The organism is Sphingobacterium sp. UBA5789, assembly GCF_002418355.1.
Taxonomy (GTDB): domain Bacteria; phylum Bacteroidota; class Bacteroidia; order Sphingobacteriales; family Sphingobacteriaceae; genus Sphingobacterium.
Map to the genome: position 1 here is coordinate 1,295,551 of NZ_DIDX01000004.1, position 24,752 is coordinate 1,320,302.

Here is a 24,752-nt window from a genome sequence, read left to right on the forward strand (position 1 = left end):
GGACGCTTGCGCCAGAAATAGCTTGTGCTTTAGCTAATAGAAATTGTTATCTTTTATGTATGAGTACAAAATATAAGTTTAGAAACCAAAGCTCACAGTACTTTGTAAGTTTTGCAACAGTATACTGGATAGACCTGTTTATCAGAAATGAATATAGAACCATACTTTTAGACAGCCTTGTGTACTGCCAGAAAGAAAAAGGTTTAGAAATTTATGCATGGTGTATCATGACCAGTCATGTTCATCTCATTATTGGTACCACGAACAATAAAATGGAAGATATCTTAAGAGATTTCAAGAGTCATACCTCCCGATTGTTAAGAAAAGAAATAGCGATAAATTCGCAGGAAAGCAGAAAAGAGTGGTTGTTATGGATGATGGAGCGTGCTGGTAAAAAGAATGGCAATAATAAAGGCTTCCAGTTATGGCAGCAAAACAATCATCCGATAGAGCTTTGGGATAATTATATGAAAGAACAGAAGTTGGAATATTTACATCAGAACCCTGTAATTTCTGGTTTCGTTTATTCAGCAGAAGATTATATTTATAGTAGTGCGAGAGATTATGCAGGTGAAAAAGGATTGTTAGAGATTAAGTTGTTACAATAGAGACACAAGCGGACGCTTGCGCCAGAAATAGCCATATATTTATCTTTAGCATAAGCGTTAACGTATCGATGCTTGTGCTTTAGCCAATAAAACTTGATAGACACAAGCGGACACTTGCACCAGAAAAGTGATTAAGAATCAGCTAATATTTTCTCTCCTTCTCAAGGAGAGATGCCCGCAGGGCAGAGAGGTTTATACTAATATTATCTCTAGCGCAAGCATTAACGTAGTGGTGCTTGTGCTTTAGCCAATAAACTTGATAGACACAAGCGGACGCTTGCGCCAGAAATAGCCATATATTTATCTCTAGCTGCTAGAGATGAAAGCCAAAAAAACAGGTCTGTTTCTTGACTAAGTACAATCAAGAAACAGACCTTATAATTACTTTACCTTAAGTACATAGCGCAATCCTCCCAGCACATGTTGCTGAAAGTCTGGTTCATCGTACGATTCCTCTGTATGTCCGAGTCCGGTATAAAATATACGACCACCTTCAAACTCTTTGTACCAGGCTATCGGATGGTTACCGTTCATTTTACCTCCTTTATATGAATTTTCATCAACCTTCATCAGGATTTTATTATCCGGCTGAATATCTCTGAAATCATACCATTCATCCTTATGTTTCCATTCTTTGGACAAATGTTTTGTTGACGGATGTTTACGATTAAGCACATGGATCAATGCCTCCTGAACAGCCGGATGACTCACAAAATAACCACCTACCATCTGACCATACCACGGCCAGTGGTATTCTGTATCGCTGGCAGCATGAATTCCGACAAATCCCTTTCCGGAGCGGATAAATTTTTGAAAAGCTTCCTTCTGACTATCGTTGAAGATATCTCCTGTCGTACTTAAAAACAATACCGCATCATACTTTGCTAACTGATCTTCAGAAAAAACACCTGCGTCTTCGCTGTGATCAGAAGTGATATGATTCTTCGCTAAAAGATCTTTAAGTACCGCAGCGCCATGTTCTATACTCTTGTGACGAAATGCTGCAGTCTTACTAAAAATTAAAACATTTTTTTCCCCGGTTTGTGCAGTTGCAAGTTGTACACATGCAAAAGCAATAATGATTAGTGTGATTATTTTCCTCATATATTATGTAATTAGTTCCCGATAGAAATCTAAACTTTCGATAATCAACTCTTCTTCAACATAATGATCATATGTACAAGATCCTATACCTGTCAATAAAGCAAATCCTATTTTAGAGCCGGCATTTTTCTTATCGTTTTTCATCAACGCAATAAACTCGTCATAGTTTTCGATCGAGATACGGTAATCCGTATAGTGACTTCTGAATGTAGCGATTATATCGTCAAGATCTTCCCTGCTTAAATCTGTCAATTTGTACGAAAGATAGCCTTCACAGATCATTCCGATAGCAATAGCTTCTCCGTGTAACAGAGGCTGATCATCATTAAACAAAGAGAAACCTTCTATAGCATGACCAATAGTGTGTCCAAAATTCAGAATCTTGCGAAGCCCCTTTTCAGTAGGATCCTGAGTAATAACCTCATTTTTGATCTCTACGGAACGAAAAATAATATCAGTACTGATACCACGTACATCCGTTATTCCTTTGATAGTATTGTATAGATCTCGATCAAAAATCAACCCGTGCTTGATCACCTCTGCAAACCCAGAATTTAGCTGTCTGTTATCCAGTGTTTGGAGAAAATTAGTATTGATAAATACGGCTTGTGGCTGTGTGAATGTTCCGATAATATTTTTCACGTTATCCAGATCGATACCTGTCTTACCTCCCACAGACGCATCTACCTGACTCAGCAGCGTAGTTGGGATCTGTATAAAATCTAATCCTCTTTTGAACGTAGAAGCGGCAAAGCCTCCCATATCAGTCACCACACCACCTCCAAGATTTATCATCAGACTTTTACGGTCTGCACCAAAATCGAGCATGGTTTTCCATACTCCAATACAGAAATCAATGTTCTTGTTTTCTTCACCCGGATCGACTTCAATAATATCGTAATCCTTTACATCGTTAAGGACCATTTGAAGAATAGGGAGACAGTGATCGTTTGTATTGCGGTCTACTAATACCAGAATTTTTGAATATTCGCGCTCTGCTAGAAAAGTTCTCAGGGAGGCTAAAGTATCATCGAATACGACCTGATACCCTAAGCTGTTTATTACGTGCATGTTTATAATTATTGTAAGCTAAGATACGTTTTTTATACTACTTTTACCTGCTGTCCATCAAATTCAACAATATCTCCGACTCTCACTTTGAGACGTTTACGAAAATCCACTTCACCGTTGTATTTCACATACCCCTCTGTTACAACCCATTGTGCCATCGCACCGTGCTCTACCCAATTCATTGCTTTCAGCAATTGAATCATAGCGATATACTCTCCCTCTAATTTGAACGTTTGCATAAGACAAAAATAATTTAAAAAAACAGCATTCCAACAGGAATATTTAGGTCTTTTAAGTAACAAATGTTTAATTTTGTCCCCATATTAAAACTACAATATGTCAAATACAGCTGCACCCGGTAAATTATCCTTTGATAATACGGAAATAGCATTTAAAAGTAAGAGTGATAAAGATCTGGACCGCGCCTACTGGTTATTTAAAATGGTGGCTAGCAATACCCTGATCAAAATCGGAACTCCGATTACTAATTTTTCGTTAAATATTGGTCTTCCGATACAAGGTATTATCAGAAACACTATTTACAAGCAATTCTGTGGCGGAGAGACCATACAGGGCTGTTCACCTGCAATTCAGCAATTAGGTGAAAATGGTGTTGGTACAATACTGGACTACTCTGTAGAAGGTGAGGATACGGAAGAAGTTTTCGATTATACATGTGAAGAGATTCTTCGTACGGTAGCCGCAGCTAAAAACAATCCTTATATTTCGTTTTCAGTATTCAAACCTACAGGATTGGGAAGATTTGAATTGTTTGAAAAAGTAAATGCTAAAAAAGAACTTTCCGATATGGAGACGGTCGAATACCAGCGAATGTGGGATCGTACCAACCGTATCTGCAAAGCCTGTTATGAAGCAGATATCAAAGTACTTGTAGATGCCGAACACTCCTGGATACAGGACGTAATTGATGATATCGCCAGAGAGATGATGGAATTGTACAACAAGGAAAAACCCATTGTATATAATACCTATCAGCTATACAGACATGACAAATTAGCCTCGCTAAAAGCAGATTTTGCTTATGCACGTACACAAGGCTTTTATCTCGGTGCAAAAACAGTACGCGGGGCTTATATGGAAATTGAAAGAGAACGTGCAGCTCAAAAGGGCTATCCTTCTCCGATACAGCCGACAAAAGAAGCGTCGGATATCGATTATAACGAAGCAATCCTATTCTGTCTGGACAATGTTGATCAGATAGGTTTAATGGCAGGTACACATAATGAAGCAAGCAGTCAGTTACTGGCTGAAGAAATGAATAAGCGTAACATCAGTCATCAACACCCGCACATCTTCTTTGCTCAATTACTGGGAATGTCAGACAACCTAAGCTTTAACCTGGCGGCTGCAGGATACAATGTCGCTAAATACATGCCTTATGGCCCTGTAAAAGCTGTTATGCCTTATCTATTTCGCCGTGCACAGGAAAACACTTCTGTCGGCGGACAGACCGGACGCGAGCTATCTCTGATCATTAAAGAAAAAGAGAGAAGAAAATCTTCCAGAAGAGCATAGTGAATCACTATTTTTTCAAATCCTAAAAAACAGCTACAGAAGCAGAGTAATCATTCTGTAGCTGTTTAATCATAATAATATTTAGTACAATCCTCAAACGATGACTCCCGAATCCCAACGTAAACTCCAGAAACTCCAGGAAATCACTGCTCCTTATGAAGCTTTACTTTATGATGTAGATGGCACTTTGGCAGATAATATGCTGGCACACAAACTTTCCTACAAAGCAGCAGCGGCTGAATATGGAATAGATCTGGATACTGATCTTATCGATGAAACTGCCGGCTGGCCCACTGTAGCCGTAGCACAAGAGATTGCAAAGCGTTATCAGACGACATTTGATTTTGAAGTATTCTCAAAGCGAAAATCTGCCATTTTTATTGAGCGTTTTATTCAGAACACTCAGCCTGTAGATTACGTACTTGCACATCTGATGGCTAATGAAGGAGTTAAGAGAATAGGTGTCGTATCGGGAGGAACAAGATCTACCCTACAGATTACACTTAAGGTTATAGATGTTGAAGGCCGGTTCGAAACATTGGTTTGTGCAGGAGATACGCCTAAAGGGAAACCGGATCCAGCACCATTTTTACTGGCAGCAAAACACCTGGGTGTCGATCCTCAAAAATGTATTGTACTGGAAGATGGTGATCCGGGAGTACAGGGCGCCATCAATGCCGGTATGGGCTGGGTCAGGATAGACCAGCTGTAAAATTTATTTGGGGCAGACTAAAAATTCGTAATAACCTTAATCCCTCCATTGGAATAATTAACGTCAGAATTTTTAAATTGTCCCAGTGGCATTCTGTAAAATGGTTCAACAGATATTGAAAACGTCTTTTTGATCGGAACCTTACGTCCGATCGAAAGATTGATAAAACCGTTAAATCCATTAGTCTCTACATTCTGTTCGTTAGATTTGACCGTTTTATTTACCGCCTGTATATTATTTGATTCGGCCGCTCCTACTCCATTTGCATTTTTACCTGCAAAAGTATTACCGTTGATGTTTTCCACATAATGATTCAGGCGCTCCTGTTGCAATACGGACACCATCGACACACCAACTGAGGTATACAGATTGCGTGTTACCGCATATTTCATTTCAACAGGTATATCCAGTGTCAGGACTGAGCCGGATACCGCAGTAAAATTGGGATTCATCCTGGACTGTGCACTTGACATATCTATGAGATAAGCATTATTCGATGCAGGAGAATCCATATATGCCGGAGATGCTGAAGAGGGTTTACCGGGATTAAGTGCCATAGCCATCTGATAGTTCTGAAGGGCAACTCCTGATCGTACACTTAGTTTTTTAGTCAGACTATAGGCAACAGAAAGTCCTCCACCCATACTCACCTCACTACTGGCACTGGCCGGAGATACAAAAGCCCCCAGTTCCCATTTACGTCCCATACCTTTAGGTCTGTTTATCTGCTGATGGGCTAATGTCTGTTGCTGATTATCCGTTCCTAAGATACTCAGACTGAATTTAGACTCCGGTTGTGGCTCATCATCCGCTTTTATACCGGAGAGACCCTTATAATGGGAAAGCCCCGCTCCGGTTTTATCCGGCAATTCAGATCCTTTTCTACTGATCTGATCTGTAGACAGGGCTGCTGTACGCAACTCGTTGAAAGGCAAACTTACACGTGCAGACTGATCTGCAGCAATATATGTTGTTGCATGCTGTTGAGAGTCAGAAAGTGAAGCCAGACGGTTATCCAATTCTTTTGAAGAAGAATTTATGAAATTCGGATGAACCTGATTTACATTCGCATCTGAAGATTCAATACCGGCTGAAGGGGTATTCTTCTCTGATCCCGGATTCACATGCTGTGTTGTATTCTCTTTTTTTGCAATTGTACTTACACCAGTACTATCTCCCTGCAGATCGCCTGTATTGTATGTCATATAGGAAATACCTAAAGCTAAAAGCACTGCAGCTGCACTCCAGTAAGGCCAGAGCACACGTGGTTTCCTTCCTTTATCCAAAGAAGCAAACTTCTCCCAGGCGCCTTCCCGGTACGGCAATTCGTAATCTCGTAGCTTATGCGCTATGTCATCAATTAACTCTTTTTTATTATCCTTTGCCATTTCTTAACTTCTGTGATCTGCAGTATGAAACTGCTCTACATATAATTTTCTTAACTTCTGTTTTGCCCTTGTCAGATACGTACGGGAGGTGCTGTCCGGAATATTCAACAGCGACGCAATCTCATCATGCGAAAAACCTTCTACTTCATACATATTGAATATGGTACGTTGAATTTCCGGCAATTCATCCAACAATTTTAATATATCCTGAACCTCCAGTGAGGAATGATTATGTACAGCATGAGGAACAAGCTCATACTCGGACACGTCATCCAGCATCAACATTTGCTTCTTACTTCTCAAAAAGTCTATAGATTGATTGACAGCGATCCGTGCTATCCAGGAACGAAACGATTTTTCCAAACGTTCCTCCTCCACATCGAGATTAAAAGAATCTAATTTTGCAAAGGCCTTTACAAAACACTCATTTACGACCTCTTCAGATTCCATTTCATGCTTAATGTACCGAATAACAATGGCCATCAAATAACCATAATACTTTTTGTACACATATGCCTTACCGCGTTCCCCACGCCCCATACCACAGTCATCCAGAGCTTTACGAAGGCTCATGGGTTCCTTTTGGTCAGTGTATTTACGAAGTAATTTCACAAATGGCGGAGATTGTTTTTTGCTAATTTAACATCAATTTATTAATTATTGCATACATTAGAAATCCACCGTCATTTAGTCTGCACTAAAGATTTAAACATATTTTAGCATATAACGGCCTTTAAACCACTTTCGCTACAGCCTCCTTACATTTTTCTATTTTAAATGTCTGTATCCATTTTACCTATAAAATTCCTACTTTTGCAACTTAATAATCGAAAATAAATGAGTACTGTATTATCCGAACAGGAACAACAACGTAGACAAGCTCTTCAAGCGCTTATTGATTTGGGAATCGACCCATATCCTGCCGAGGAATTCGATGTCAATGTGACGGCAGCAGATATATTGGAAAACTATGACCGCGACAAGCTAAACTATAAGACCGTCAGTATTGCAGGGCGTATGATGACCAGACGCGTAATGGGGAATGCTTCATTTATCGAATTGCAGGATTCTACCGGTCGTATTCAGGCCTATTTCAAACGTGATGACATCTGTACCGGAGAAGATAAGACACTCTATAACACCGTTTTCAAAAAACTACTGGATATCGGTGATATCATAGGTATCAAAGGCTATGTCTTTACAACACAGACCGATGCCATCTGTATTCATGTGGAGCAGTTTGTTGTATTGGCTAAATCATTGAAACCGCTTCCGGTTGTAAAATCTGCCGATGGTAAGACTTTCGATGCTGTAACTGATCCTGAATTCCGCTACCGTCAGCGCTATGTAGATCTGGTAGTCAATCCGCAGGTCAGGGATACTTTTGTAAAAGTATCCAAAGTAAAAACGGCTATTCGTGATTTCCTGAATGAACAGGGAGCTCTGGAAGTGGATACTCCGGTGTTACAATCTATTCCGGGTGGTGCTGCAGCAAGGCCATTTATTACCCATCACAATGCCTTAGATATTCCTTTATATCTGCGTATTGCGAACGAATTGTACCTGAAACGTCTTATTGTTGGTGGTTTTGACTGGGTATATGAGTTCAGCCGTAACTTCAGAAATGAAGGTATGGACCGTACCCATAATCCTGAATTTACAGTGCTGGAGTTTTATGTAGCCTACAAAGACTACGTATGGATGATGGAAACTACTGAAAAACTTCTCGAAAAAGTAGCATTAGCCACTAACGGAACTACATCTGTACAAGTAGGAGAAAATCAAATCAACTTTGCCCCTCCGTATAAACGTATCTCTATTTACGATTCTATTAAAGAATATACCGGATTTGATGTCAGTGAGATGGATGAAGTGGGTCTGAGAGAGGTATGTAAGCAATTGCATATCCCGACCACAGAAGCAATGGGTAAAGGTAAACTGATTGATGAGATTTTCGGTGAGAAGTGTGAAGGGAACTACATACAACCTACTTTTATTACAGACTATCCAAAAGAGATGTCTCCATTGACAAAAAAACACCGTGAGAAAGCCGGATTGGTAGAGCGCTTTGAATTAATGGTTAATGGTAAAGAGGTCGCTAATGCTTATTCAGAGCTGAATGATCCTATTGATCAGCTGGAGCGTTTTGAAGATCAGCTTAAGTTGATGGAGCGGGGTGATGATGAAGCCATGTTTATTGATTACGATTTTGTACGTTCATTAGAATACGGTATGCCTCCTACAGCAGGTATCGGTATCGGTATTGACCGCCTTGCCATGCTGATGACAAATCAGGCTTCTATACAAGATGTACTGTTCTTCCCGCAAATGCGCCCTGAAAAAGTAACGAAAGTAGCTTCTACAGAAGATTATACTGCATTGGGTATACCCGCTGACTGGGTACCTGTATTGCAGAAAATGGGTTTTACGACTATTCCGGCATTGAAAGAAGCAAATCCGAACAAGGTATTCAACGATCTTGGCGGAATGCGTAAAAAAATGAAACTGGAAATAAGTATGCCTACAAAAGATGAAGTACTTGCGTGGTTTAATTAAGGCCACCGTATAATCATATATAAAAAAAGGGTTCAAAATTTAAATTTTGAACCCTTTTTTTATTCGAGGTATCTGTAACCTAATAATCTGTCTGCCTCTCTAACTGTGCTTCTTTATACTGAGCTTTTTTGTGCTTCTGCCAGGTCATATACGAGTTGACCATCACACCATTTGAGAGAATAGGTTCTGTAGATTTCAGATACAGCACATCTCCTTCAAAATCAAAGGTTCGCTCCTGTGTCTGTCCTGCCCAATTCGGAAACAAAGAAGTTTTGATCTGATATGAAACCACTCTGTTTTCCAGAATCTGATAAGCTCCGCTGAAAGCTATAAACGTATTGATAACAGCCAGTGATTCCTCCTGTGTTGCCGCAAAACGGTCACCGGAAATAAGAGGAGGACGATTCTGCGCCATAATCTGTACGGACATAAAACCATCCGGACTATACATCAGTATTCCTTCCGGATTTTTGCCGACAGGAAATAAGGAATCGGAACCATCGATGGGTAATTCTATATATGAAAGGAGCTTCCAACTCCCTACCAGTTCATTTTTTATTGAAGTCATAACGGGGTTAATTCTATTTAGCAATTTTATCTATAACGTAAAAGTACACATTATAGTTTATACTAAAAGATGATGTGATAATCGCATGACATTAGGGTAGTAAAAATAAAACGGTAAGCATATTTTAGTTTCTTTATTACATGCAGAAACAGTCATTTTACACCTTCGGCAAAAACCAATCTGCAGTCATCTGAAAGAATCTATTTATATTAGCTTTTTAAAAAGCTAATATGGTTCAAAAATGTCCCTGTGGTAGTGGTGAAGATTACCCTAATTGTTGTCAGAATATACATAAAAACCTTCAGGAAGCTACTTCTGCAGAAAAATTGATGCGCGCAAGATACACAGCGTTTTACCTGGAATTGGTGGATTTTATTTACGACAGTTTTCATCCTTCCACCCGACGTTTTCAAAACAAAAAAGACATCAGACAATGGGCTCAGGAAAACAAGTGGATGCACCTCGAAATTCTTCATGTAACTTCGCAGACAGTAGAGTTCAAAGCTCATTACATGAACCCGCAATCCGAGATTCAGATACATCATGAAAAATCAACTTTTAAGCAATTTAATAAAGTATGGTATTATGTAGATGGAAAAATCATGTAGGTAAAATGAGAAAAGGGTTTCTGCAGAGTATACACTCTTCAGAAACCCTTTTTTTATTCCATGCTTAAATGCAGGTGACCGGCGATTACCAGATCACAATTCTATTTTGCTGAGGCACATACATTTTATCACCTTCTTTCGTCTGAAAAGCCTCATGGAAACCATCCATATTGACAATAGGTGCAAATGCACGGTACTGAGCAGGCGAATGCGGATCTGTTTTCACCTGATTAACCACATACTGATCAGTAGTTTTTGTTCTCCAGATTGTTGCCCATGACAGGAAGAAACGTTGTTCCTGTGTAAAACCATCAATCAATCCCGGATTACCTTTATCTTTCAGATACATTTTCAGTGCGTCAAATGCTACAGATGCGCCTCCCAGATCTCCGATATTCTCCCCTAATGTAAAACGGCCGTTTACAAATACTCCGGGTACAGGTTCGAAAGCTTCAAATTGCTTAACCAATGCATCGGCAGACGCATCAAACTTCTCTTTGTCTTCTGCTGTCCACCAGTTATTGAGATTACCGTTACCGTCGTATTGTGCTCCTGAATCATCAAATCCGTGTGACAGCTCATGACCAATTACAGCGCCTATTCCGCCAAAGTTAATAGCTGCGTCAGCTCTGTAGTCATAAAATGGCGGCTGAAGGATCGCAGCAGGGAATACAATCTCATTAAACAGCGGACTGTAGTATGCATTGACCGTCTGAGGAGTCATACTCCACTCCGACTTATCAACAGGCTTACCTTGTTTTGCACGATTCTCTTCAAAAGCCCATTTGTTGACATGCAATGCATTTTCAAACAAAGAAGTACCAATGGCTAATTTCGAATAATCTTTCCATTTATTTGGATATCCGATTTTCACATTAAATTTAGAAAGTTTTTCTAATGCTTTTTCCTTTGTAGCAGGAGACATCCATACCAGATTCTTGATATGTACCTCAAATGATTTCAACAGGTACTGTACCATTTCTTCTGCTGCAGTTTTAGCCTGAGGCGGGAAATTATCTTTAACATATACTTTTCCTAACAGGTCCCCTACTCTTGCATTTACAAACGCCAGTCCTCTTTTGTCTAAAGCACGTTGTTCCTGCTGTCCGTTTAACTTTTTACCCCAGAAATTGAACGATAACTGATCCAGATCTGCTGTTAATAAACCTGCAGCATTATTCATTATATGAAAACGAAGCACTTCCTTGATCTGAGCAAGATTTTCAGGTTTCAGAAGCTGATCCAGTTCCTGATAGTATTTCAATTCGGATATGATAACTGTATCGGCTTTGAATCCCAGGTCTGAGATATATTTGGCGATATCAATATTCTTCACCATTTTATTCAGATCTTTTACGGCAACAGGATTATAACGTTTTTGTGCATCACGAGACTCTTCAATAGTTTTTAAACGCGAAGCGATCTCTTTTTCAAAAGCAACAACTTTAGGTCCTTTAAGGTCTTTTGTACGCTGGCCTACGGCAGTGTTTAAAGCTGAAATATAGTCAGAATAATCTGCCAGAGTCTGTGTATTCTTTTCATCAACTTTCTGATAATAAGAGCGTCCCAGCCCCAGATTTGCAGCTCCCAGATAGATTGCATTCATGCTGCTGTTTTTCATATGCGCGTAAACACTTGCTCCGAAAAACGGATTACCACCTTCGGGCGCAACCTCTAATAGGTATTTATACAGATCATTGAAATTTTTAATGGCATCGATTTTTGCCAGATAAGGTTTGATCGGCTCAATCCCTTTTGCATTACGGGTATCGAAATCTACAAATGAACGATACAGATCTGCAATCTTTTGTCCGTCTGAACCTTTTTCAAATTTTTGGGTCAGCGATTCTTTCAGAATTTTTAAAGTTGCTTCATCTGTGTTTTCGCGCAATTCCTCAAATGATCCCCATCTTGCTTTATCAGCAGGAATTTTTACGGTTTTCATCCAGTTACCATTTACATAACTGTAAAAATCATCCTGAGGGCGGACGCTTTTATCCATAAAATCAGGATTAATTGCTTTTGTGGATTGTGCAAATGTACTCCCCGTTCCCATGAGCAAAACTGCCATAGCTACATACTTTTTCATACAACTGTAATTTGTTTTAATTGTTATATCAACTATCCGTCAAACATCGTTTGCAAATCGCTGAGAGACAAACTTAATAAAAGTTTAATACAATAAAAGGTAACGATTTTATATTTTTTACAGGCCGGATTCCCTAATATTCACGGATATACTTTATTTTAGTTGCATATGAAAATCGAAATCGATGGGATATGGTATGAGTGGGTACCTTCTGTCCATGATACTTTTAAGGTACTGGAACAGGATGGTTCATTTGTACGACTGCAGGTACCTGCCCATGCTGATGAAGCATTCGTAAAAAGTTATATCAAGACACATGGCGCAGAACTTTTACAACGCCAGAAATCTAATGTCGCGGAGAATATTGAACCTGTACCTATATTTGGTATCCCTCATTTTGTGCATCACCAGGAAAACTGTTCACACCCCTATATCAAAGGATTTCGTATATATCTCAACACCAATGACAGACAATGGAATGACAGGTCAATCAACAGCTTAAAGAAGACCCTTTTACTTCAGTTGATTATACAATTGGTCGGACATTGGGAAGAACAACTTGATTTATTAAGTGGTGAGATTCTGATACGTAAGTTACGCAGCAACTGGTATAACACAGATAAACAGAGCTGTAATCTGACTTTTGACACAGCACTTACGGACCAGCCGACAGATTATATTACTTATATTGTGGTCAGAGCATTATTGACAGTACAAACAAGTTCTAAAAAAGAGCAGGAACAGCAATTGGATCGTCTGCTACCGGGGTGGCAGGAAAAAGAAGAAGCATTAGCATATGAGCGAACAAAATTTACAGATACAGATTACCATTAATACGAGCGAACTCCGTAAGATTCAGGAGGAACCACAACAATTTATTGCACATATACCTCCTGAAAATTGGGAAGTGATTAAAGCAGAGATAGTGGATCAGTTAGCCGATCGTGATGGTGCCCCCCAACTGGAGCAGATTCATATACAAAACTTCCAATGGGATGAAAACAGCCATAGAGGATCATTCCGGATGCAGTTTCTGATTAACCGTCACTTTTGTTGCAGCGATACGGAGGCATGCGCTATGGACTATGTAGACTGGAAATTCACTTATCATAACAGTCAGCTACTGGCCGAAGCGAATTATGTTAACTGGACATTAGATAATTGATCATGCAGGCAGCACCGCAGCGATATCGTACAAATACATCTTCCTTCCAACATTATTGGACAAAGGGTCCCGGAATAGCACTGTTGCACAAATTGGGATATACCCCTCCCTTAAAGCATGCTGATCAATATATACCCCTTCTCTTCGAAACAGATGATAGCTGTGATAATCTTGTCCAACAGCTTCATCAGCACATAGGATTTAAAAAAGGGAATGAAGAGGTGATGCGCTTTCTGAAAGAGAGACAGTATTATTCCGGCACAGATGCTACCGCTTTGCAGTCATTTTTTGACTCCTTTGAGCGGCGACCGGATTGGGTGAATGAAGAATTGCTCTGCGTTGGTGCTGAACTCAGCAGACGCCCGGGCATCAGTGCGCTGATTGTTCTTCGGGATTACTGCCTTATGGGTGGCTATGAATCTTCGGCTATTAACAAACCTCTTATCTATACCGGTGCACTCAAAAAAGGAGCTGTAAAGCGACTGACAGATACCGTGACATTCTGGGTCAATATTACCCGACCAGGCGCTTTTGAAGCTGACGGAGAAGGTTTTCAAAATGTCATTCTTACCCGTATTATTCATTCTTTCTCCCGGGTCAATATTCTGCATTCTACTGACTGGGATGCGGACAAATGGGGAATGCCTGTCAACACATGGGATTTATTAGCGACCAATTTAGGGTTTTCGCTGGTCTTTATCGTTGGCTTACGCCGGATGGGGTATGCGCCCACAGCACAGGAAGTGAAAGGATTATTTCACTTCTGGAAGTACATTGGCTACCTTATCGGCATTCCGCTTCATCTTTTGCCGGATACGGAAGAGCAAGCCATAGAAGCTCTTTATTATTGGACGATGACACAGGCTGACGGGGATGAAGATTCAAAATCCCTTGCTCTGGCACTGAAAGAAGAACCTGTAAAAGCTTTCTTTCCTCCCTCCCCTTTAGGGCGAATGCTGATGAAAGAAATACATCTTTACTACAATAACTTCTTACTTGGAAAGTACTCCTGCAAACTCCTTGGACTACGGAATACAGTATTCGGCAAGATAGCTTATCTCAATATCCTGAAAAACAAGAGACAGGAAAAGAAGATAGGCTTACCGGGCTACAGAGACCGGATGATCCGCAAAGGAAGTGAGGAGCAGGACAAAGTAAAGCAAATCTATCTGAAATATAATAACGGGTAGCAGACCTGAAGAGCACTACCCGTATGCTACTATTCTATTTTCCTTTCATAATCAGTGCTTCGTGCGCACTGCCGCGCATCCACAATAACCAATTGACACAGGAGACAGCACAGATATTCAAAACCCCAAAATATACAATCCAGATCTGAAATCCGAAAAAGTAAAACATAGGGATCCAGTATCCGAATATACTCCAATAGGATGCCATGCAGATCGGACATTGGATTACGGGTTTACGAAGGTATTTATTCACGACATATTCTTCATCTGTTTTGTAGCAGCGGATCAGTCCCTTATCGTCCGTTTCTATGCTGATCTTATCGTCGATCGCTTTCAACGCCTGACTGATCCTCTCCCCTGACTCCGGTGAACTGTTTTCACAGATCAGACCATTACCGGAATTTATCAATGTATCGTCTTTCAGTTTTTGTTGCAGTTTACCGAACAGTATATTCCATTGTTCACCACCGTAATATACCTTTACTTTTCGTACACGGGTCAGGTATTTAAACAACGGATATAAGATCATTTCACTGTCTTTATCTCTTCCGTCAGGAAGAACTTCCGTCCCTCCTTTTGCAGCTATACGTACGCCAAGGATAAATAATGATTGCAGAATAACATATGCTAATGCTGCGAATATCAAAAAGAAAAGTTCATTTACTTGTATCTCCATAACAGATTCCCTTATTTTAAAAATTGTTCTTTATTTAACAATACAAAGTTCAGGATCACAACCAGTTGTTAAAAGAGACACAGTACTGAAGAAATGGTACAAAGTACAGATTTTAGGTTGCTTGTATATGCTGCTGCCGAAACTGTGCCGGAGTGACACCAGCGTGCTTTCTGAAAAAACGACCAAAATAAGACTGATCTGAAAAACGGAGACGGGCAGCGATCTGTGCAATAGTATCATCGGATTGTACGAGATGCGATTTGGCTTCGGCCAGTAAATGCTGATAGATAAAATTACTTGCAGACTGTCCGGTGATCGCTCTGACCATATCATTAAGATAATGTGGATGAACAAAAAGCAGATCTGCATAATCGGATACCTGTCTGTAGGTTAAAAAATGAGCATGTACAAGCCGCTTGAATTTACTGACCAGCTGCTCCTGCCTCGAATACATCACTGTTTCTGCAGCTTGTTGTATATACATGCGTCCTACTTCCAGCAGAAGTGCATTAAGATAAAGCCGTGTAAGCAGATCATCGTTAAAATTTTGACGGTTTGTGTATTCCTGTTTCAGCTTATCAAACAGGGGTACAAGTTGCGCCATTTCTGTTTCATGAAGAGCGACAAAAGGATCGTTATCGGGAATAAAAAAAGGATATTCCATGAGTTTAATCTGATTTTTCAAGCAGAGTAAAAAATATTCCGAATCAAAGCTGCAATGATATCCTTCAATATCCGGAGACCAATGCTGTATTTTATGCAGCGTGTTTTCGGGAATAAAAAACAACGTTCCTGCTTCAAAAGTATAGGTTTTATATCCAATTGTTTCGGTAGCGCTGCCTTTAGTAATCAGAATCATGCTGTAAAAACCTTTTCTTGTGCTGTGAAATGGAGCATTACGCTGACAGGATTTAATCATTTCCAGCGGTACAATGGAAAGAAAATTCTGGAAAACGGTATGCTTTACTGATCCGCAAACTTCGCATATATCTATACTGTTATTATGCAATTGATGTGCTGCAGCGAAGTTCTTCCCATCAGCATTTTTATTTTTTTGTATTACCTCCATGTCTGCATCCGTTAAATAGCATACAAAAGTAACAATCATCAATATTAAAAGCAATTTAGTTGCTTTTAACAACTATCAGATCATCAATCTTTACTTCTTACAGACTATCCGGTCCTTCATATTCTGTGCGATATTCCGGAAAACAAAGTCTGCGAAGTCCCAGAGCACTTTTATACATAAAAATTATCTCGCACAGATTGAGCACATTAGTATTAAAAGCAATATATTTTTGATAAATAAATTTTGCAATTCCGTTTTTCTCTCTATATTTGCATCACCAAAACGGAAAGAGCTACTGCTCGGAACGTTACAAGCGAAAGTAGCTCAGTTGGTAGAGCACAACCTTGCCAAGGTTGGGGTCGCGAGTTCGAATCTCGTCTTTCGCTCCACAATATCACCTGCCTAGGTGGTGGAACTGGTAGACACGCAGGACTTAAAATCCTGTTCCCGTTAAGGGAGTGCGGGTTCGATTCCCGCCCTAGGTACAGCTAAAACCGCTTCAAATTTATTTGAAAGCGGTTTTTCTGTTTTACAACCAAAAGCAGCACCTAAAACAGCACCTAAATTTGTTGGTGCTAAACGGAAACGATTTATGACAAGCAAACCATACAAAAACATTAATATTATTCGCTCATCGAATGGAGACTGGAGAGTGCGGTATGAATTTGAATTACCCGACTATCCGGGAAAATTTAAAAAATTTTATGTTCGCGATGGTATAAATTATGTCCGTAATCTGGAAGAGAAAGAAAAAGCCGTTCAACAATTGAAAGAAGACATTGAACATGCTTTAAAGAAAGGATTCAATCCATTTCTTCCGGAATTTAGAATCCAATCTCAATTATTTGCTGAGGAAACAGAAATCAAATTGCAAGAAGATTTACAAAAAGTAAAACCCTGGACTATTGAGTTCGCTTTTACCGAATATATAAATTATTGTACCAGAAAAAATCTGTCCCCTAACACGATTCGGACATACAACACTTTTATCAACAACCTAAAAACCTGGCTGAATAGCTATGATCTGAATAATAAATATATTTCTGACTTCTCTTCATCAGATTTAATACAATTTTTAGATGAAAGCTTTGATCAAGAAGAATGGTCGGCAAGAACATATAATAATCATATTACATTCCTAAAAACATTCTTCAAACAAGCATATAAAATCGAAAAAAAACAAAACATTGAGATCTCCTATCTTTTCGATCCTGATGATCTGGAACAAAAGAAAGATCGAGCAGAAAAGAACAGATACTACACTCCAGCTGTCGCAGAGAAAATAAAAAAAGAATGCCAAAAATTTCCGGATCTATTCAACTATATGAAGTGGATCTTCTATAGCTGTATGCGACCAAGAGAGATCAGGTTATTACAAGTTCAGCATATTGATTTAGTCAGCAGACAAATCAAAGCGATTGCTCCTACAGCTAAGACTGGAGATAGGTTTATCCCTATATGTGATGAGCTTTACAACATGATTTTATTAATGAAACTAACTGAACTTCCACCAGGATATTTTGTTTTTGGAAAAAAAGGACAGTCCAATAAGGAAAAATGTTATAAAGACCACTTTTCCAACTTATATAAACCAATAAAGGATAAAGTTGGGCTTGACGACAAGTATACTCTTTACGGCTGGAAACATACTAGGGTTGTTAATTTATTAAGTGCAGGTTTTACTGATCCCGAAGTCATGTCTTTAACCGGTCATAGAGATTATGAATCATTCCAAACCTATAAAAGAGAGCTGATTGTTGACTCTAGCTCTATGAAAGGAAAAACAATTAGTTTCTAATTACGGGATACCATAATAAATGCTAATTCACAACTTATATATTTGACTCAATAATTTTTCAACTTTCTTATAACCTCAGGTTATAATAATTTTAATACCTCAGTATTTTTTTTAAAATTTGCCACTGAAGTTTTTTACCATAAAATAATTATGAAACATAAATGCAAAAATTTAAGAAGATTCTTAAGTGTAACTTTAATTTTCTTCCTCATTTCTTCATGCAATAAATCAAATGACTTAATAAAAGAAAAAGATGAAGTTAAACGTCTCCAATTCAATGAATTACTAGCATCGAACAGCTTTTTCACAGTTTCAAACAAAATCAGGTATTATATTGCGGAAGCAAAGGGGAAATCTTTTGAAGAAGTAACTCTAGATGCAGATCTTTTCAGGGATTTAAACTTTGATGAGCTTGATTTTCTAGAATCAATACAATTTGTAGAAAGTGAATTCGAAATTGTAATATATGACGACGATGCTGATAAAATAAAAACAGTTAATGATTTAGCAATAGCAAGCTTTAAATATATTATTGATGAAGTGGTAGTTCCTTCTCCCCCTAATGGAGATAACGACCCAGGAGTAGATTTTCCTGATTTTGGATCAGGTGATTTTGGAGGTGTTGGAATTGGACCAAATGAATGGGATCGCAAAATTAACACTGTATGGCCTGGAGATATTAAATGTGCTTCTTTTAAATTCGCTCAAAGCAATTCAAATCAACTATCAACAAAATTAACTAAAATAAGACCTGCAACCTTCAGTGAAATTGGTGGAATATCAAAGTCATTTAATTTAAGAGATTTAATTATTGATGTTCCGAAAAAATATTATCATGGAGCTACTGTTACTCCAGGAGAAGCTGCTACTTTTTCTGCAAAAGCAATGAACGCAGCAGCGTCTACACTAGGTATTATTTATGGTGAAACAGGGAAGTATAAAACAGCTGTATCGACAACTTATGAGCGTGATTATATTGAATTATTTTTAAATTATCTCTCCGTAGACTTGCCAGGATCAAGAGTTTCTGTTGATATGGGCAAAAGGCCTGATGTTAAAAGTACTTCAGTTGCTCAATACGATGGTTTTTTTGATGGTATTTTTGGTGGGGACGATTGTAAATAATTCCTAACTTTACCATCTATGAATGATGAAAAGAAACATAATGAAGATTCTCTAGTTGTTAAGAACGGAATTGCTTATCAACAAGATAATAAATCAGGTTTAATAAAATACACTGGAGAATATCAGTGGGAACTGGAGGATGGTATTGTCATTTGTTATTATAATGAAGGTATTTGTAAGATTAGAAAAGTTTTTAACAAAAGTAAATCATTAATGAGTGAAACCATTTTTCATTCCAATTCAGAAAAGCAGGTAACAATATATGATTCTAGTGGAAAAATAAAACTTAAACATTCAATGAAAAATGATAAATTAGATGGATTGTCTGAAATATATGAAAATGGAAAATTACTTATTAAAGCCATCTATTTAAATGGGATTCAAAATGGTGAAAGTATATTATTCAATCAAAATGGCGACATAATTACTCGTAGTTATTATGTCAACGGAATAAAACAAATTTAATTATATTATGACTAAATCATTAATCCTTTCTTTAGTTCTTCTTCTAGGTTATCATTCTTTATCTTATGCTCAAGATATTGATAAGGATATTATAAAGACCTTTATAAAAGAAGTTTATGAAAATAGATCACCTTCAGGTGTATTTTTAGACACCTATTTTATTAAGACAGATAGTGCTAAAAAGGAAAAAATTATTAATAATCTGATTGATCTAAGAAGCAAAATAGTGGATATAATTGATAAAGAAAATCTATCCTCTATTGTTGTGAAGGATATTGATCTAAAATTGGTTAGTCTAAACACTAACGCTAAACCTTATGAAGTTCAATTAAATACAGATTATAGCCTAGGATTTTGGTTTATTAATCACAAAATTAAAACCCTCCTGTGGTTAAATCCTCCTAATAACTCTACTATTATTTATTACGACGAATTATCCCCATAATATATATATATATGAAATAGCGAGGTTAAAACCTCGCTATTTTTTTTATAAAAAATTCTTTATCCCCCACACAACTATTATAACTGATACTGCAATTGCAATCCACATAACAGAGCCTCCTACCGGATCTGGTTTACTCTCGGAGGATTTGTAAATAGTTTCGTTTTTAATCTCTTTTGCAGCATTGGATTGTTCCCTAATATTGCTCTCTGTATTAATAGTTTTATTCCTATCAGCGTTTCTATCTGACTTGTCTGTTTTGGATAGGTCTGCTTTTGCATTGCCTTCTGCTTCAATGGAGCCATCAGGATGAACGGTTATCTTGTCTGCAGTTATTCTACCAGAAGATTCTGATTGTCTTGTTTCATGCTCCTTTTCCTGTTGCTGCATTGACTCTTTAATTTCTGAATTGATTTTCTGTTCCGACTTTGAAATTTCAACACCTTTCTTTATATCGGTCACCCTAGACGACTTTCGGAACATTCCACAAGAATTGAACAAACAGATTATAATAACAGAAATAAACAAAGCCTTAAAAAAGGATATAACTTTATCTAAAACAATACCACCGGCCAGCCCAGCTCCGGTAGCAATCCATAAGATCTTACTTCTGAGATCTTCCAATGTCCGGACACGCTTCTTCAGATCCTTTACTTCTGATACAAGGCCATCTGAATTTCCAAATTCATCACCTTTAAGGACATTTAGAACATCGTCTAATTTATCATCCACCAGATCTAACTTCTCCTGCATTTTACTCATTTGATGTTTTTCATCCTGTGTCATGGGTTCCATTATATTACATTTCTAACCTTTTAATAATTATCCTGGCAAAATCATCGGCAAGCCAATGCTTCCAGTTTTCATAATTAACTACATCTGTAGGATTGCTAATGAAGCCTACTTCATATAATACACTCGATGCTGCAGTATGAAGTATTCCTAATCGTCCCCTATTGCTTTGGGATTCAAATTTAACACCACGATTTGGCACCCTCATTATAGCAGATCCTAAATCAGCTAACTCCTTTCCAAAATCCTTTGAGTTTTGCCTTGCTCCTTCAGCAACCAGAGCTGTTGCTCCTGATGCCTTTGGTGAAATTGAGGAATCAAAATGAAGCTCTAACAGAAAATCATCTTTAGTAGCTATTTTATTAATCTGTGCTATAACTTGCGCTAAAGTGTCATTATCATTATCGTTCCATACAACAATATCTGGAGATAAGGCCTTTAAGCGTTCAGTTATCATATCTCTGATTTCTATTGTAAGCGAATTTTCCTTCCTTCCATTTCCGACAGCACCACTATCTTTTAAGTGGTGCCCGGCTGTTAAAAATATTCTTCTCTTCATACTATTTTCTTAGGTAATTCCTTGCCTCCAAAACTTAGGAACATGCCTAAACCAAGAAAACCTGTAAAGCTTTTTGTTAAATCCATCCCTCCGAATACCTGACCAACCAATACATTACTTTCAGGCGAATAGTGTAAAATCATAGAAACCGTGAACAGCACCAAAAGAGCCCACAACCAGGCTGGTACATTTTCCATTAGGAGTTTACCCCAATCCGTTTTTACTTCTTTAGAAAAAACATACGCACGGGCCTTAATGAGCGTGTAAAGGACTATCCCAAGCACGCCAGCTAATAAGTTGATTACCATTATTGTTTTATTTTAAGGATTAACACTTCTACATCTTTCCCGTTATCCACAGATGTGGTTTCATACTGCACGGCAACATTACCTGATGTTCCTGCCTGAATAGCAAGTTTTGAAAGCGATAAAAATTCAGGCGTTGTACCGTTATATAAGCAAGCCCCCTGGACCATATATCTGAATCCCGATTGAACTGCACCGCCATCCAAAACGGCCACACCTCCGGTTATGGTAGCGCGTAATGTGATGAGCTGCATCTTATCATCAACGTACTTTTTTGGCACTAAATCATTGGACTCAAACGCTCCTGTATAATCTCCTCCATAATATGCACGGCCTGTAAGCATCAATGATCTCGCGGTCGCTCCATTGGGAGTTAAGAAAGTCATGCGAATCTGTGCAGTAGCAGATCCATCAGCTGTGCGAATTACTAATCCTCCGCTGGTGTTCGCATCGATTGTGGCATATGTATTGGCGGCCGGGTTAAATGTTATGCCAGTCGGTCTGTAACTTGCATTGCTATTTACTGATGCATAGGAAGAGAAACCTTGATTAGAGCGAATTGTACCACTCGCTGTCAAAGATCCGCTGACATCTAAGTTATTGCCAAATGTGGCATTACCGGTACTTCGTGCTATACTAAAGGGCTGTCCTAAATAACTACCGTCATCTGCATATCTGGTAAGCGCAAAATCACTTCCGATATTACCGCCTGATTCAGCAGTAGGTGAAGCGAACATATCCCATCGTAATACACCATTTGTCCTGAATTGTAATTCTCTATATGTGCCTGATGCATTGTTTAGAATTAAATTAGACGCTAAGGCATCGCCATTAACAGCCAATTTTGCTGAGGGAGTAACAGTCCCTATACCAACATTACCATTTGATAAAATGGTCATTTTTGAAGATGAGTTTGTCCAAAAATCCAGCGGATGATTTGATTCTGTTCCGACAACACCACTACTTCCTGTATAGCTTAATATGTTAGATACATTTTTATCGGAAGTTTTAATAGCACCTGCTACCTCTAATTTTGCGCTTGGGGTTAATGTTCCTATACCGACACTACCGTTTTCTTTAATGAGGAAATCATATCTATCGCCAGTGCCGTTATTAGCTTGAGAAAAGATTCCTAAATCACCCCATGCATTAAGGTTTGGCTGCAAAAACCACCTTCTTGAATTTGGTTGTTGCGGGGTACCAAATATTCTAATACTTGAACCAAAATCGACATTATCAGTAAAATTGGAAGCTCCCGAGACTCCTATACCTTGATTAATCTTTAAACCTCTTCCTAATCCTGGTGCAGGATCTACCCAAGCATCTTGCGTATAGCCAAATCTACTTTCGCCACCAAAGTAAGCAGATGTTGAACTATAACTGTTTCTATTGACAACACTTTGGAGAGTCTCACCACCTGATGGAGATCCCAGAAAAATATTAAATCTTTCTTTATTAGAAGGATGCCATTTACCGTCTGCGCCGTATGCAAGTATATAATTGTTAATTGGTACTTCATCAGATGAATATTGTTGACCACCCCACAATGGTGCATTACCACTGATAGCAATTGGCCATGTGCCTGATGAATTAGAACCGTCTGAATTGGCTTTAACTCCCAGGTCTGATAATCTCACTACATCCGTTGGTGCTGTCGGTGCCTGTGAAACAGAAGCTTTTCCGTAAACCTGCAACTTATTCCCATTGTTGTCAGCAGGAAGACCACCAACAATAACATGACCACGGGAATTTTCTGAAGCTGTAACCGCCAGATAAACATTCCCTGCAGTCGCATCATCGTTTGGACCGGACTGGCCATAGCCTGTTGTTAGAAAAATATCTCCTCCCATTCCGGTTTCATTATTGCCGGCCTTAATCTGGACATTACCAGGTTTACCGTTTCCGAATCCTAACCCTGCCTGTAGTATTACATTTCCACCGTTACCGGGTAGATTAGTTTCTCCACCAATTGCTACACCACCATCTCCTGCAACGAGACTGATTTCACCTCCATTACCTCCGGCATTCGTACCACTTGGATTAGTGCCATTAGACCAACCGCCGGAACCAGTCATCAACTTTAATTCTCCAGCATTTCCAGCTGTTGCGAATCCCGATGTTCCCATCACTTGTGCGCCATTACCTCCTTGAACTTCGATGGGAGCAATAGCATTTCCAGATGTTGCGTTTGGAGTTCTGAAAGTCTTTTTAGCAGTTATAGTCTGAGCTGTATTAAGAGTAACAAGATCTGCTGTGCCTGCAATGTCTGATAAAGTTAACACAACCGCTCCCTGCTTCCCATTGACTGAAACAACCTTATTGGTGTTATCGACCTTGCCCCATACAGCACCGTTGGAGATAATCCAATCGCCATTATTATACTCAACTCCATTGAATGTGCCAGTTGTACTGGCAATGTAATAATGCCCCTTTGTATCAGTTCCTGGTGTAGCCGGTAATGTGGGTGTATTGGTAGAAGGATTCCAGTTACCCTGATAATTAACAGATCCAATCAATGCATCAGGAACCTGGGACATTGGAATTTTAGCGTTTGCATCCAAAGTAGCAACCCCGTTTGAAGCTGCTTTTTGAGTAGCGGGGATTTTACTATCTAAAAAGGTTTGCAAACCCTCAATTGTACTGATGGACTGTGTACCGGTGTGATTAGATCTGTTTTTTGCTCCTGTGATTAATGCGTCAACCTGGGCTTTTGTATATCCCAAATTAATTAGACTATCTACCTTTAATTTAGGAGCCAATTTTGTATAGCCTACTACAGAAGAACCGGACCATACATATCCGTCAGGAGTTATCCAGAGAGAACCATAAGGAATTGCCCCTGCGGGTTTGTTGGACTGAGTCTGTGCTAATCCTGAAATGCTGCATATCAGGATTAAAAAAAGAAAAATATAAGCTTTCATCA

25 protein-coding genes and 2 tRNA genes are annotated in these 24,752 nt (G+C 38.8%); 14 read left to right on the top strand and 13 right to left on the bottom strand.

Translation table 11 applies throughout. The features are described 5' to 3' along the window. Window positions 1–608: REP-associated tyrosine transposase (locus tag B4B65_RS15070; protein ID WP_293916475.1), on the top strand; the 608-nt coding region annotated here is incomplete at its 5' end. Between the two features lie 381 nt (window positions 609–989). On the opposite strand, the gene B4B65_RS15075 is transcribed toward B4B65_RS15070, so the two are convergent. From B4B65_RS15075 to B4B65_RS15085, 3 genes are read right to left on the bottom strand one after another with little or no spacing between them, the layout of a single operon-like run. Further along, complete coding sequence (locus B4B65_RS15075; RefSeq protein ID WP_293916477.1) at window positions 990–1,712, bottom strand: ThuA domain-containing protein; 723 nt, start codon at window positions 1,710–1,712, stop codon at window positions 990–992. Window positions 1,713–1,715: 3 nt separating this feature from the next. Then, on the bottom strand, window positions 1,716–2,783 hold the full coding sequence (gene aroB / locus B4B65_RS15080) for a 3-dehydroquinate synthase (RefSeq protein WP_293916479.1): 1,068 nt from the start codon (window positions 2,781–2,783) through the stop codon (window positions 1,716–1,718). Between the two features lie 32 nt (window positions 2,784–2,815). Further along, a complete protein-coding gene (locus tag B4B65_RS15085) occupies window positions 2,816–3,022 on the bottom strand; it encodes an RNA-binding S4 domain-containing protein (RefSeq protein WP_002994127.1) in 207 nt (68 codons plus the stop codon). A 97-nt stretch (window positions 3,023–3,119) separates the two neighbouring features. On the opposite strand from B4B65_RS15085, the gene B4B65_RS15090 reads away from it, so the two are divergent. Both B4B65_RS15090 and B4B65_RS15095 read left to right on the top strand, forming a co-directional pair. Then, complete coding sequence (locus B4B65_RS15090; protein WP_201679825.1) at window positions 3,120–4,319, top strand: proline dehydrogenase family protein; 1,200 nt, start codon at window positions 3,120–3,122, stop codon at window positions 4,317–4,319. A gap of 100 nt (window positions 4,320–4,419) precedes the next feature. Next, a complete protein-coding gene (locus B4B65_RS15095; protein ID WP_293916483.1) occupies window positions 4,420–5,031 on the top strand; it encodes an HAD family hydrolase in 612 nt (203 codons plus the stop codon). Between the two features lie 17 nt (window positions 5,032–5,048). Here B4B65_RS15095 and B4B65_RS15100 read toward each other — a convergent pair whose 3' ends face one another. After that, window positions 5,049–6,419 (bottom strand): hypothetical protein, encoded by a 1,371-nt coding sequence (locus B4B65_RS15100; protein ID WP_293916485.1) that lies wholly within the window; start codon window positions 6,417–6,419, stop codon window positions 5,049–5,051. Window positions 6,420–6,422: 3 nt separating this feature from the next. Beyond that, entirely contained in the window at window positions 6,423–7,031 is a 609-nt protein-coding gene (locus B4B65_RS15105; protein WP_201679828.1) for an RNA polymerase sigma factor, read from the bottom strand. Between the two features lie 225 nt (window positions 7,032–7,256). On the opposite strand from B4B65_RS15105, the gene lysS reads away from it, so the two are divergent. Continuing rightward, on the top strand, window positions 7,257–8,975 hold the full coding sequence (gene lysS, locus B4B65_RS15110) for a lysine--tRNA ligase (protein ID WP_293916488.1): 1,719 nt from the start codon (window positions 7,257–7,259) through the stop codon (window positions 8,973–8,975). A 79-nt stretch (window positions 8,976–9,054) separates the two neighbouring features. Here the strand turns inward: lysS and B4B65_RS15115 are convergent, their stop codons facing one another. After that, a complete protein-coding gene (locus B4B65_RS15115; RefSeq protein ID WP_201679830.1) occupies window positions 9,055–9,543 on the bottom strand; it encodes a lipocalin-like domain-containing protein in 489 nt (162 codons plus the stop codon). Between the two features lie 230 nt (window positions 9,544–9,773). Here B4B65_RS15115 and B4B65_RS15120 point away from each other — a divergent pair, with 230 nt between their 5' ends. Beyond that, complete coding sequence (locus tag B4B65_RS15120) at window positions 9,774–10,151, top strand: YchJ family protein (protein WP_293916491.1); 378 nt, start codon at window positions 9,774–9,776, stop codon at window positions 10,149–10,151. Window positions 10,152–10,236: 85 nt separating this feature from the next. Here B4B65_RS15120 and B4B65_RS15125 read toward each other — a convergent pair whose 3' ends face one another. Then, window positions 10,237–12,240, bottom strand: coding sequence for a M13 family metallopeptidase (locus B4B65_RS15125; protein WP_293916493.1), 2,004 nt, complete (start codon window positions 12,238–12,240; stop codon window positions 10,237–10,239). Between the two features lie 168 nt (window positions 12,241–12,408). Here B4B65_RS15125 and B4B65_RS15130 point away from each other — a divergent pair, with 168 nt between their 5' ends. From B4B65_RS15130 to B4B65_RS15140, 3 genes are read left to right on the top strand one after another with little or no spacing between them, the layout of a single operon-like run. After that, a complete protein-coding gene (locus B4B65_RS15130) occupies window positions 12,409–13,074 on the top strand; it encodes a YgjP-like metallopeptidase domain-containing protein (RefSeq protein WP_293916495.1) in 666 nt (221 codons plus the stop codon). Continuing rightward, window positions 13,037–13,405: a hypothetical protein gene (locus B4B65_RS15135; RefSeq protein WP_293916497.1), complete on the top strand. Its 369-nt coding sequence runs from the start codon at window positions 13,037–13,039 to the stop codon at window positions 13,403–13,405. The genes B4B65_RS15130 and B4B65_RS15135 overlap by 38 nt, the downstream gene beginning before the upstream one ends. A gap of 2 nt (window positions 13,406–13,407) precedes the next feature. Continuing rightward, entirely contained in the window at window positions 13,408–14,595 is a 1,188-nt protein-coding gene (locus tag B4B65_RS15140; RefSeq protein WP_293916499.1) for an oxygenase MpaB family protein, read from the top strand. A gap of 34 nt (window positions 14,596–14,629) precedes the next feature. Here B4B65_RS15140 and B4B65_RS15145 read toward each other — a convergent pair whose 3' ends face one another. Next, entirely contained in the window at window positions 14,630–15,271 is a 642-nt protein-coding gene (locus B4B65_RS15145; RefSeq protein WP_293916501.1) for a transposase, read from the bottom strand. 112 nt (window positions 15,272–15,383) lie between these two features. Continuing rightward, the gene (locus B4B65_RS15150; protein ID WP_293916503.1) at window positions 15,384–16,340 is read right to left on the bottom strand and encodes an AraC family transcriptional regulator; all 957 of its coding nucleotides are present in this window, start codon (window positions 16,338–16,340) and stop codon (window positions 15,384–15,386) included. Window positions 16,341–16,653: 313 nt separating this feature from the next. Between B4B65_RS15150 and B4B65_RS15155 the strand changes: the two genes are divergently transcribed. The 6 genes from B4B65_RS15155 to B4B65_RS15180 all read left to right on the top strand — a co-directional run bounded on the left by B4B65_RS15155 (window position 16,654) and on the right by B4B65_RS15180 (window position 20,173). After that, window positions 16,654–16,729, top strand: a tRNA-Gly gene (locus B4B65_RS15155). A gap of 11 nt (window positions 16,730–16,740) precedes the next feature. Then, window positions 16,741–16,825: transfer RNA gene (locus B4B65_RS15160), tRNA-Leu, on the top strand. Between the two features lie 107 nt (window positions 16,826–16,932). Continuing rightward, window positions 16,933–18,138 carry a tyrosine-type recombinase/integrase gene (locus B4B65_RS15165; protein ID WP_293916505.1) on the top strand — a complete coding sequence of 402 codons (1,206 nt, stop codon included), beginning with the start codon at window positions 16,933–16,935 and terminating at the stop codon, window positions 18,136–18,138. 150 nt (window positions 18,139–18,288) lie between these two features. After that, complete coding sequence (locus B4B65_RS15170; RefSeq protein ID WP_293916507.1) at window positions 18,289–19,263, top strand: acyl carrier protein; 975 nt, start codon at window positions 18,289–18,291, stop codon at window positions 19,261–19,263. Between the two features lie 18 nt (window positions 19,264–19,281). Next, window positions 19,282–19,728 (top strand): toxin-antitoxin system YwqK family antitoxin, encoded by a 447-nt coding sequence (locus tag B4B65_RS15175; protein ID WP_293916509.1) that lies wholly within the window; start codon window positions 19,282–19,284, stop codon window positions 19,726–19,728. Between the two features lie 7 nt (window positions 19,729–19,735). Beyond that, entirely contained in the window at window positions 19,736–20,173 is a 438-nt protein-coding gene (locus B4B65_RS15180) for a hypothetical protein (protein WP_293916511.1), read from the top strand. 45 nt (window positions 20,174–20,218) lie between these two features. Here B4B65_RS15180 and B4B65_RS15185 read toward each other — a convergent pair whose 3' ends face one another. The 4 genes from B4B65_RS15185 to B4B65_RS15200 are packed head-to-tail and all read right to left on the bottom strand — an operon-like array spanning window position 20,219 to window position 24,750. Continuing rightward, on the bottom strand, window positions 20,219–20,968 hold the full coding sequence (locus B4B65_RS15185; RefSeq protein ID WP_293916513.1) for a hypothetical protein: 750 nt from the start codon (window positions 20,966–20,968) through the stop codon (window positions 20,219–20,221). Window positions 20,969–20,972: 4 nt separating this feature from the next. Then, window positions 20,973–21,524, bottom strand: a complete 552-nt coding sequence (locus B4B65_RS15190) for an N-acetylmuramoyl-L-alanine amidase (RefSeq protein ID WP_293916515.1) — start codon at window positions 21,522–21,524, stop codon at window positions 20,973–20,975. Beyond that, the gene (locus B4B65_RS15195; protein ID WP_293916517.1) at window positions 21,521–21,832 is read right to left on the bottom strand and encodes a hypothetical protein; all 312 of its coding nucleotides are present in this window, start codon (window positions 21,830–21,832) and stop codon (window positions 21,521–21,523) included. Before B4B65_RS15195 ends, B4B65_RS15190 begins: the two co-directional genes overlap by 4 nt. Continuing rightward, window positions 21,832–24,750: a hypothetical protein gene (locus B4B65_RS15200; protein WP_293916519.1), complete on the bottom strand. Its 2,919-nt coding sequence runs from the start codon at window positions 24,748–24,750 to the stop codon at window positions 21,832–21,834. The genes B4B65_RS15195 and B4B65_RS15200 overlap by 1 nt, the downstream gene beginning before the upstream one ends. Window positions 24,751–24,752: the final 2 nt, after the last annotated feature.